This window comes from Roseicella aerolata (assembly GCF_020523605.1).
GTDB classification, from domain to species: Bacteria; Pseudomonadota; Alphaproteobacteria; order Acetobacterales; family Acetobacteraceae; genus Paracraurococcus; species Paracraurococcus aerolatus.
The window spans coordinates 1-675 of the sequence record NZ_JAJAQI010000180.1; the positions used below are offsets into that span (position 1 = coordinate 1).

At 63.6% G+C, this 675-nt stretch carries 1 protein-coding gene; it reads right to left on the reverse strand.

The window, feature by feature from the left end:
• Window positions 1–307 precede the first annotated feature (307 nt).
• Window positions 308–517, reverse strand: a complete 210-nt coding sequence (locus tag LHA35_RS28440; protein ID WP_226615271.1) for an ATP-binding cassette domain-containing protein — start codon at window positions 515–517, stop codon at window positions 308–310.
• Between the last annotated feature and the right edge of the window lie 158 nt (window positions 518–675).

Here is a 675-nt window from a genome sequence, read left to right on the forward strand (position 1 = left end):
AGGCCTGCCCACGACGCCACGCCATCGAAGCCTCCAGCCCAAGCTGGACACCTACGAATCACACCACCTCGCGCCGCAGCCAATCACAAGCCGATTCCAGCCAGGGCTACTCGGGTCTAGCATCTCTGCGACCCTGGCGAGTCGCCGCATCTCGGAGCGAGGCCGCAGACTAGAGCGCTGCCATCCTTTGCCTCACACGAGGTCCACTGAGACAGCAACCGAATGGCGAGCCCACATAGTCCGCCAATGGCCAAAAGTCCGCTTTCCGCTCAACCCGGCCGTCCGGCTGTCAGCCAAGTACAGCCGCTTAGGCCAACTCAACCCTCGATTTGGCAGCCAAGGGCGCGATAACGCGCCCTCCATCAGAGGTCCGGAGGATCTCGGCCTCGATGCCATACACCTCGTAGAGCAGCCGTGGCGTTAGGATCCGTTCCGGCCGGTCGTATGCGACCAGCCGTCCCTCGCTCATCACCGCAATGCGGTCAGCGAACTGTGCCGCGGCGTTCAGATCGTGCAAGGCGAGCAGAACGATTAGCCCCTGCTCGCGCGCAAGACGGAGCTACGCGGGAAACTGGGTGACGGCCAGCCGATCAGGCGGCGGTCTGTGCTGGCGTCTCCTTGACCTCGACGCCATTGCGGAACCTGACACCCTGGATGACCTTCGGCAACTGGTTC